We start from the raw sequence: 8,823 nt of genomic DNA on the forward strand, positions 1-8,823 counted from the left end.
AGTATGTGGTGGGTATTGGCTATGATATCAGAGCCGTGAGTTGTGTCAATTCTTCGTTTGACGGGAGCGAAACCCACAGCATTTCGCTGCCTTTCGATAGGGGGGTGTCAGGATGGCGACGATTCAGGAGCGCGTCAACGCGAAGGGGGACAAATCATATCGGGTGCAAGTTCGCTTGCGGGGAGCAGCTCCTGAAACCGCTACGTTCTCGAAGATAACTGATGCGAGGAGGTGGGCGCAGCAGACAGAGGCTGACATACGGGCGGGGCGCCACCTCAAAAGCGTGCAGGCCGAGCGTCACACGGTGGCGGAGATGCTGAATCGCTACGAGGCCCAAATCCTTCCGAAGAAGAGCGATTGGGCAGAGGGCCAATCCTTCCAATTGCAATGGTGGAAGGAACGACTCGGCCCCTATACGCTGGCCTATGTGACGCCCGCAATGATCGCCGAGAAGCGCGACGAACTGAAGGCCACTCCGGTGAAGCGGGGGAAGACGGAAAGACCTAGAAGCGCGTCTACCGTTATCCGATACATGGCGGCACTGTCGCATGCTTTCACTGTGGCCGTGAGGGAATGGGGATGGCTCGATGACAATCCTGTCCGGAAGGTGACGAAGCCCACAGAGCCACGAGGGCGGGTGCGATTCCTCTCGGATGTCGAGCGTGCCAATCTCTTGGCCGCGTGCGGAAAGAGCAAGAATCCCTGTCTGTATGACGTCGTGTTGCTCGCGTTGTCTACGGGCATGCGCCGGGGCGAGATCATGAACCTTACGTGGGATGCCGTGGATTTCCAGCGCCGCATGATCACGCTGGAACATACAAAGAACGGAGAACGCCGGGCGGTGCCCCTCGTCGGGCCGGTGTACAACGCTCTATGGGAGCGCAGCCGGCTCAGGCGCATCGATTCACCTTATGTGTTCCCTGCTCGTCTGCGCTACGGCAAAGAGCCTAAGCCCATCGAAATACAGAACGCCTGGCTTGTGGCCTTGAAGCGGGCGGATATCAAGAACTTCCGCTTCCACGATCTGCGGCATAGTGCCGCTTCGTACCTGGCCATGAACGGCGTCAGCTTGCCCGAAATTGCGGCCGTGCTGGGGCACAAGACCCTGGCCATGGTGCAGCGGTATGCCCACCTGTCCGATGCACGCACGAGCAAAGTGGTGGAACGAATGAATCAGGCCATTTTCGGAGGCGAATCAGAGCAACGCGAACAGGGGGGTAGCCAATGAAGCCCTTTGAACAAATGCAAATCGATAAGATTGATGGCCAGTTTATGCCCGATACAGTAATTCCAGAAGAGTTCATTCCTCGCTACTTCTTCCTGATTTCCCCTGCATTCAGGCCACAGGCGGCATAGCACCCGGAATTATGTCATTTATGTCACGCCGTCTGGTTTTGCCGACAATTGTCCCCCGGGGGCGCCGCAGGCGCACATTCGGCCCGTCAAGGGACGCAGCTCTTTGCCCTTCGGAACGTGTTGAGGGCCCACGGGACAGGTCGCGAGCCTGTATCCATGCCGCTGACGCGCTACACAACCGATTCCATCGAGTGAATTCAAAGCGCAGGCCGCGACCAATGGGGAGAGCCGCTCGCCCCGACCATGATAGAAACCCTGAAGGCCAATAGCTTACAGAAGAGAGCTGTTGGCCCTCTTTGTGTATCGGAAGGCCCGAGGTATGGCGAAAAGTGTAACGGGGACGCAGCAGCACACGGCATGTGCTGGTGATTCTCGACGGAATGGACATGTCCGCAAACTGCCGCGATGAGCACAGGCGGCATTCTCTGGCGATTCATGGCTACTTCCGCTCTATAGTTTCTAGATCATGAGAACGCCGGATTCACTCGAACCGGATGGTCTACATTTGGGCTATGCATCGCATATGATGTCAGCGAATACGTGTGCCCGGCTTCACAAAAACCAGCGCATGCTTCCATCCTGTCCAGAGTCTGCTCCCGCACCGAGGTTATTCCGCCATGCTCTCGACAATAGCTTGGATGAACTGGGGGTGATACTTGGCGTACTGGGAACCACTCGCGTTCCGGGTCATCACAATGACTAAGTCATTTTCAGGGTCGATGCGGAGGGTTGCGCCAGATGCAGCACCGTGGCCGAAGGTGCGCTTGCTCAATCCTGCCTCGGGTGTCCACACCGGGCCGATCCCCCATTCGATCTCCGTCTCGAAGTGGACATAGGGCGCTAACTTCACCGGGAGCATCTTCTCGAAGGTCTCCTCACTGAAGAATCGCAGCGTTCCATAGGCGCCCCGGTTGAGGAGCATTTGGCCGAATTTCGCGATGTCCAGCGGTACGCTCATGGTCCACGCGCTGCCGTCTATCGCGTCGGTATGCTCGCAACCCAGCGGCGCCCAGAGGTGCCGCTTGAAGAACTGAGGCAGCGCTTCGCCGGTCATAGACTCGATGATCTTGCCGCCGAGGGCATAGCCCGTGCCGTTGTACGCGTGACCCGCGCCAACCTCGAGACAGGGGTAATACCCAGCGACGATTTCCTCCAAGTCGTTCCGTTCGTCGCCCCAGTGGTCCGGAGCAGCGCGAGGCAATTGCACGCCAAGCCCCAGTCCGCTCGTATGCGTATAGAGATTGCGAATCGTGAGCGGATACTTGACGGGAATGCCCCGCAGCGCCGGCAGATACTTGTCGATGGGTTCGTCCAGGTCCACCAGGCCCTGGTCCACAAGCATCATCATCAGTGCCCCGGAGAGGAACTTGGATATCGAAGCCATCCAGCTCTTTGTGTCGACCGTCATCGGCTCTCCGTAGCGCGTACCGTAAGCGTTGTGGAAAAAGACAACGCCGTGACGCGCCAAGCAGACGGCAAAGGGTTCGTGGCTCTCTTCAACCCATGCACGACAGACGGCATCGAGCTTGTCTACGGCGTCTGCTTTCATCCCAGCTTCCAGAGCCGTTCCCTCGCGGAGCTCAGGGGCCGGCTTGCCCTCTTTCTGGCGCGGGCAGGAGAAGGCGTTCGGAAAGGCTTTATCCATGCCGTTGAGCTTGCGTTTGAGCTGGACCCACCACTGTCGGTCCATGGCCCAGACGTCATCGGCTGCCGTGGCAATTTCAACGGTTTGGCCCGCGGAGTTGCTGAGCGATGCGTCATACATGCCCGCAAACAGCACGGCCGCGTCCTGGCCCTTCGCGAGATCATCGAGAATACTGAACCTCAGATATGTACCGAGGGATTGGCTCTGTGCCTTCACCACGTCGGGGTCAAGTCGTGCCTCGTCGGGCATTCGCGCTGAAAGGCGAGGCTCCAGGTAGCGCCACGACACGACTGTATCAAACGAATCGGGGGCTCGAAACAGCGTGACGTAGCGCCGCAGACTTGGACCTGCTTCGGGTCTGATCTCGAGCACGGCCCCATAGCGGCCGGGCTCAACCGCCGAGGTTACGGGATTGAACTCGCGATCGTAGAAGGTTGGTTCAATGCGGTAGGCTCCGATCAACCGCTCGGCAATCAACGGATCGCAGAAGTCGCAGACGGGGAACGTCTCGCCCTTGAACACAGGAGGTTTCGCGCCGACTCCCAGGAGCATGACGCGTTGCGCACGCGTCAAATCCGCATTCGGCATGCTCAGGCTCGAATCGAACCTGTTGGCAACGCGTACTCGCCACGGCTTGCCGGAAGCTGTGCCCACGGGCGCCGGAAAGACGAGTTCCGCCCGTGAATAGTCCCCAGTTTGCGTGAGCACGCCAGCCGCAAGCTTCCGCCTTCCCTCCCGAACAATCACGGATTTACCCGCAAAACCGCCGAGCGAAAGAACACTGACACGGGCCCGCATGGCATCGTCGTACTCGCCTCGTACACGGACGCAGTCGGGAGGACTGGGCTTGTCCCCAAGGCGAAGCCGGCACATGGTCGCTGAATCATAGCGAGTACGGATGGACGGGAACCACACTGCCTGAAAGCGGCCTTGGGCGCCGTCAACGTCGTTCACGTAGACCTGGAATGCGAGTTCACGGTCCCGCCCCGGACCGATGCCAAGGTTCGCCCATGACAGCAGCAATTCGAGAACGTAGCCATCCTCCGACTTCGTCCGGGCAGCTTCATAAGATAGCGGCTCGCGCGGCTCTTTCTTGCGCAGGTCTATCGGCGTGACGCGCATCTGCGGAAATTCAGCCGTCATGCCTGGACTCATCACCAGAGAATACCAATCCTTACCGCCGCGCTCGGCGGCTACAAAGACTTCAACCGAATCTTTCTCCCACAGGGAGGTTTCGTCTGACGTCTCAATGAAAAAATCGTCGCGGACTTTCAGGAGAACGAGCAGCCCGCGTTCGTCCCACGCGAGGCGGAATGAAGGCTCGAGACTCGCTCTTGGCAGCGTGCGGCCATCCTTGTCCGGCATGATCTCGACTCGAAACCCTTCGTCTCTCCAATCCGCGCCATCCCCGTCAATTGTGATCCCCGCAACAAAAGGCACATCGTATACAGGAGAGATGTCTATCGCTGCGCTGGCGGCTCGTGCTGAAGCCGGAACACCCAGCCCCAGGCCAAGGATAGCGGCTACGACGACACAACTCACAAAGCGGTATCTACAGGATTGTGTGAACACGGAATGTCTCCTCCTTCATCACCATATTGTGCTTCTGCGCGGCGCATCTATGCAACGCCGTAGGACAGCGTATTGTCTGGCACGCCAGAACATCGTCTCACGCGACGTGCCGTGAAGCTGAATTCTCTTATCGCTCCCGAAAATCCGTCCGGCGCCGGTCATCGTGCGTTTTGACCGTGAGCTTGTGGCGGGTGAGTGGTCGTCAATAACCGATGATGCGCTGCTCTCAACGATTCAGATGAGCAGGCAGGAACAGAACCATCAGCTGCCACAACTTGACAATGAGCTCCAACAGAGAACGGGCAGTTCTCTCTAAACAAAGAGGAGATGATGCCCACACATTCACGCCCAGTGAATCGGCCCTGCCAGGTCGCTGCGGCACATCGGACAACGACGCGGGTGTAAGGCGTATGTCACGTGATCAAAAGCCGTTCGCGCGGAATACTTGGCGTATGGTAGAATCCGAAAACATGTTGAAAACACTTACATTGAAGGAACTTTACTCCCCTGTCCGCGACGACATTGACGCGGTTTCCGCGCGCGTGGGCGATTATTGGACCAAAGCCCTGCAATTGGTGCACGGGCCCTCCATGCCTTCCGTACAGGCGGGCGGAAAGATGCTGCGCCCCGCGCTGTGTCTGCTTTCGGCGGGGGTGTCCGGAGCAGGGAACACCCGCCGTTTCGTGAACTTGGCCACTGGGATGGAACTGCTCCATCTGGCAGCGTTGGCTCATGACGATGTGATAGACCGGGCCAATATGCGCCACGGCATGCACACGCTCAATGCCCGGTGGGACGATCATGCGGCCATTCTCGCCGGGGACTACCTGGTTGCCCGCTCTATCGAGATTATGGCCTCCTACGACTCTACCTGTATCATCTCGCGCGCTGTCACATCTATCCGGGAAATGGCCGAGGCGGAACTCAAGTGTTTCGCTAACGGCGACGGTCCGATGACCGAAGCCGAGGTTTTGGAAGTCGCCCGGAAGAAGACCGCCAGTCTGTTCGCCTCCGCCTGCAGCACTCCCGCCTGCCTGATTGACGGCGCCCCCGGCCAGCTCCTCCACGATTACGGCATGGCTCTCGGGATTGCCTTCCAGCTCGTCGACGACCTGCTTGACCTCCGGCAGGACGCCACGGTGCTGGGCAAACCATCGTGTTCGGACATCGTGGAGGGCAAGCAGACCCTGCCTATTCTCTTCATGAAAGACAGCCTGAACACGGCCGGCAAGGCGCGGCTTGAAGGGTTGCGCGGCTCGGAGCTGACCGCGAACGACCACGAATGGGTGCTGGACATGCTCCGGGCAACCAAGGCCGCCGAGCGTACCGAGGCCGTCGCCCGCGATTATGCCGCACTGGCCCATGCGGCCACCGCCCAGATCCACCCGAGCCCCTATAGGGATTCCATGGCGGGTATTGTGGATTTCGTGCTCGCCCGCAACTGGTAGCCCCGGGCTGTTGGGTCTTCGCGCGGCCTTGATGAAGCGCCGTGCCTCATGAGCGGGCGCATACGGTGAAATGTATTAAATAAACCATCATAGATATCGTCTGGATAGTACGGGTGAGGAGAATGGACAATTGAGTATCGCACTGGATACTACGGTTCTCTGTGAAATCCCGGAAGAAGAGGAACAGGAACCGCGGGCAAGGGTCAGCGACGCTTTTGAGGACGCTGAACTGGTTGCCCGTGCGAAGACGGGCGATAGCGACGCATTTGAATTGCTTGTAAAGCGTTATCGCAACGAGGTTTTTGCCCTTTCTTACCATTTCGTGAGGAACCGGGAACAAGCCTGGGACGTCTCACAGGAAGTGTTCATCAAGGTCCACAACGCTCTGGCGCGATTTCGTGGCGATGCCAGCTTCAAGACCTGGCTGATGCGGATCACCGCGAATCAGTGCAAGGATTATTTGAAGAAACGGCGGCTTGAAACCGTCTCGTTCGATGACAGCCGGTATGCGGAGGATGCTCCAAGTCATGTGCTTCCTCCCGACCGAAGTCTGGAGGCACAGGAAATCGGCGAAGCGGTCGAGAAAGCGTTGAGCAAATTGTCACATAAACATCGGACAGCCTTCATCTTACGTGAATTTGAGGGCCTCTCGTACGAGGAGATGGCCCAGGTAATGGATTGCAGCATCGGCACGGTGATGAGCAGGCTGCATCACGCACGCAAGAAACTGCAAAAAGGCCTTACGCACATGGGCCTGATGGGAGCGCACTCATGAACCGGAACTTCAAAACTATTGAACGCTGGTTCGATGGCGACGCATCGTCTGAAACAGCGGCGAAGGCCCTCGTGGCCAGCGATCCCAGGTGTGCGGCGCATCTCGAAACCCTCAAAACACTGCGTAAAGGCGCACAGGAGATTGCGCACAGGCATACCATCGAACCCGCCCAGTTTCCGGCCTTCATGGAAGGCATACGGGAACGCCTCGAGCCCACGCGCCGGCATTACCGCGGCGTATTGACCGTCGCATCGGCCATCGCTGCGTCTCTTATCGCGGCAATCTCAATCTTCATAATTGCAACCCCGGCGCCTGAGAATGTTTCGGCCGAGGTAGAGCAGGTCAACACGTCCATTGAAGGCGCCGAGGTCGGCTACTACAACACCGAGAACGGCACTATGACGGTTTGGGTAGAAATCCCGGAAGGAGATCTCCCTTGACTTTCGCCGCGTTGGCGACCACAGCCACACTGATTCTAACGCCCCTCGCAGCTCAGGAGGCAAGTGAGGCGCGCCCTGCCCCTGTGCACGTGAGTCTCATTGCGGTGCAGGCCACCTACCGGGGCCATCAAGAACGGAAGTTCGATGACAGCATCGTTTCCATCAGGGAAACCGTCGAGGACCTCAAGCAATTTGACGACTTCCGCAAGCTGCGGGAGGCAAAAACGGTCGTCACTTACGGAGAAGAGACCAAGATCCCGCTCGACAGCCGGTACACGCTGTTCCTGAAACCCATCGAGCAGGCTTCCCACGACCGAATCCGCTGCGATGTGCGCGTTCATATGCGGGTGGAGGAACAGGAGAAGAAGCCTGACGGCGCATCCGGCGAGCAAAGCGCGGAACCCAAGTACAAGGAAGTCCTGAGGTGTACCCTCGTTGCCGTTTCAGAGAAACCGTTCAAGGTGGGAGGGCTCAAGCTCGATGAGGGCCAGCTGGTCTTAATCCTGACGCTGAGGAACGCCGACCCCGCGAACAACGGTTAAGCCTTTTCTGACTTAGAGAGGTATTACGGCAAAGCGGTCTTCATCCCGGCCCCGCGTCCATTCCCTTTCCCGCAGCAAGGACTGAGAAGCATACACGGCATTGCTCAGCCCTCGGGTGTGAACCTCGAAGCGGTCCTCGTGGATGTGAATATCGCGGAACTCGACCGGATACTGGGTAAGAGAGCCGGTCACGACTTGTGTAAGCCCTTCCTGTTTAGCAATGTAATGTGCGTGTGCGCTTCCCGAAAGCAGCAGTTTCACTTGCGCATGAGCTTTGAGCCGGTCGAGCAGCAATCCGGCGTTTTCCAGCGCCCCCCGCTGGAGGGCCGAATCTCGGGCCAGCTTCATTTGAGGAAGAATCAACGGAGGGTGCATTGCGATAATGGTAGCCTCTTCATCGTGTTCCGCCAGGTCGCCATCGAGCCACTCAAGCTGGTCAGGCGGAACAATCCACCGCGGCGTCGAGTTGCCGCGCTGGCTGAAGGGCATTACAGTTCCGTCATCCCAGAGCCACCACGCATCCAAGACACAGATGTGGATCTCCCCCTGGGTAAACGAGTACCATGTCCGGGATTCCGGAAGATGGGCTCCGAAAGCCTCCGTAAACCATTGGCGGGATTGTTCATAGCAGAAATCGGAGCTTCCCCCCATGGGATAGTAGGGGAAACCCAGAGAATCCATCAGGTCCCGGGCAGCGAAGACCGCGTCACGGGAATCGGGCCGTGCAATATCCCCGGTGACGATCAAAAAGTCCGGCTGCAGCTCAGACAAGTCGCGCCTCAAACAACTAATAAGTTCCGGAATCAACACGCTTTCTATGCGGCCGTTCCGGGTATTATGAACTTGGCTCCCCAGATGTGGGTCCGATAGCTGGATGAATCGCCACATACCGCCACCCCATTCGCGTATACGATACCACAAAAATGATGAAGTTGCGAACGCCCAAAGCTCCTTGTACCACCATTTCTTCTGCATTAACTTAAGATATTGGAATGTAATACATTGCGGGAGATAGGCCCTTTGGGGGATGAAAGGAGTCTAACTG

The 8,823-nt window shown here is 58.1% G+C and carries 8 protein-coding genes; 6 read left to right on the forward strand and 2 right to left on the reverse strand.

The annotated features are described in order from the left end of the window. Positions 1-112: 112 nt before the first annotated feature. Both PLJ71_21860 and PLJ71_21865 read left to right on the forward strand, forming a co-directional pair. Positions 113-1,228 (forward strand): site-specific integrase, encoded by a 1,116-nt coding sequence (locus PLJ71_21860; protein ID HQM51336.1) that lies wholly within the window; start codon positions 113-115, stop codon positions 1,226-1,228. Then, entirely contained in the window at positions 1,225-1,356 is a 132-nt protein-coding gene (locus tag PLJ71_21865; GenBank protein ID HQM51337.1) for a hypothetical protein, read from the forward strand. The genes PLJ71_21860 and PLJ71_21865 overlap by 4 nt, the downstream gene beginning before the upstream one ends. A gap of 607 nt (positions 1,357-1,963) precedes the next feature. Here the strand turns inward: PLJ71_21865 and PLJ71_21870 are convergent. Beyond that, on the reverse strand, positions 1,964-4,573 hold the full coding sequence (locus tag PLJ71_21870) for a serine hydrolase (GenBank protein HQM51338.1): 2,610 nt from the start codon (positions 4,571-4,573) through the stop codon (positions 1,964-1,966). A 452-nt stretch (positions 4,574-5,025) separates the two neighbouring features. Here PLJ71_21870 and PLJ71_21875 point away from each other — a divergent pair, with 452 nt between their 5' ends. The 4 genes from PLJ71_21875 (at position 5,026) to PLJ71_21890 (ending at position 7,778) form a co-directional block, all read left to right on the forward strand. Next, complete coding sequence (locus PLJ71_21875; GenBank protein ID HQM51339.1) at positions 5,026-6,021, forward strand: polyprenyl synthetase family protein; 996 nt, start codon at positions 5,026-5,028, stop codon at positions 6,019-6,021. A gap of 130 nt (positions 6,022-6,151) precedes the next feature. Then, positions 6,152-6,796, forward strand: coding sequence for a sigma-70 family RNA polymerase sigma factor (locus PLJ71_21880; GenBank protein ID HQM51340.1), 645 nt, complete (start codon positions 6,152-6,154; stop codon positions 6,794-6,796). Then, positions 6,793-7,236 (forward strand): hypothetical protein, encoded by a 444-nt coding sequence (locus tag PLJ71_21885; protein HQM51341.1) that lies wholly within the window; start codon positions 6,793-6,795, stop codon positions 7,234-7,236. Before PLJ71_21880 ends, PLJ71_21885 begins: the two co-directional genes overlap by 4 nt. Beyond that, on the forward strand, positions 7,233-7,778 hold the full coding sequence (locus PLJ71_21890) for a hypothetical protein (GenBank protein ID HQM51342.1): 546 nt from the start codon (positions 7,233-7,235) through the stop codon (positions 7,776-7,778). Before PLJ71_21885 ends, PLJ71_21890 begins: the two co-directional genes overlap by 4 nt. Before the next feature lie 12 nt (positions 7,779-7,790). Here PLJ71_21890 and PLJ71_21895 read toward each other — a convergent pair whose 3' ends face one another. Next, the gene (locus PLJ71_21895) at positions 7,791-8,666 is read right to left on the reverse strand and encodes a metallophosphoesterase (protein ID HQM51343.1); all 876 of its coding nucleotides are present in this window, start codon (positions 8,664-8,666) and stop codon (positions 7,791-7,793) included. Positions 8,667-8,823 lie beyond the last annotated feature (157 nt).

This window comes from Candidatus Hydrogenedentota bacterium (assembly GCA_035416745.1).
Taxonomy (GTDB): domain Bacteria; phylum Hydrogenedentota; class Hydrogenedentia; order Hydrogenedentales; family SLHB01; genus UBA2224.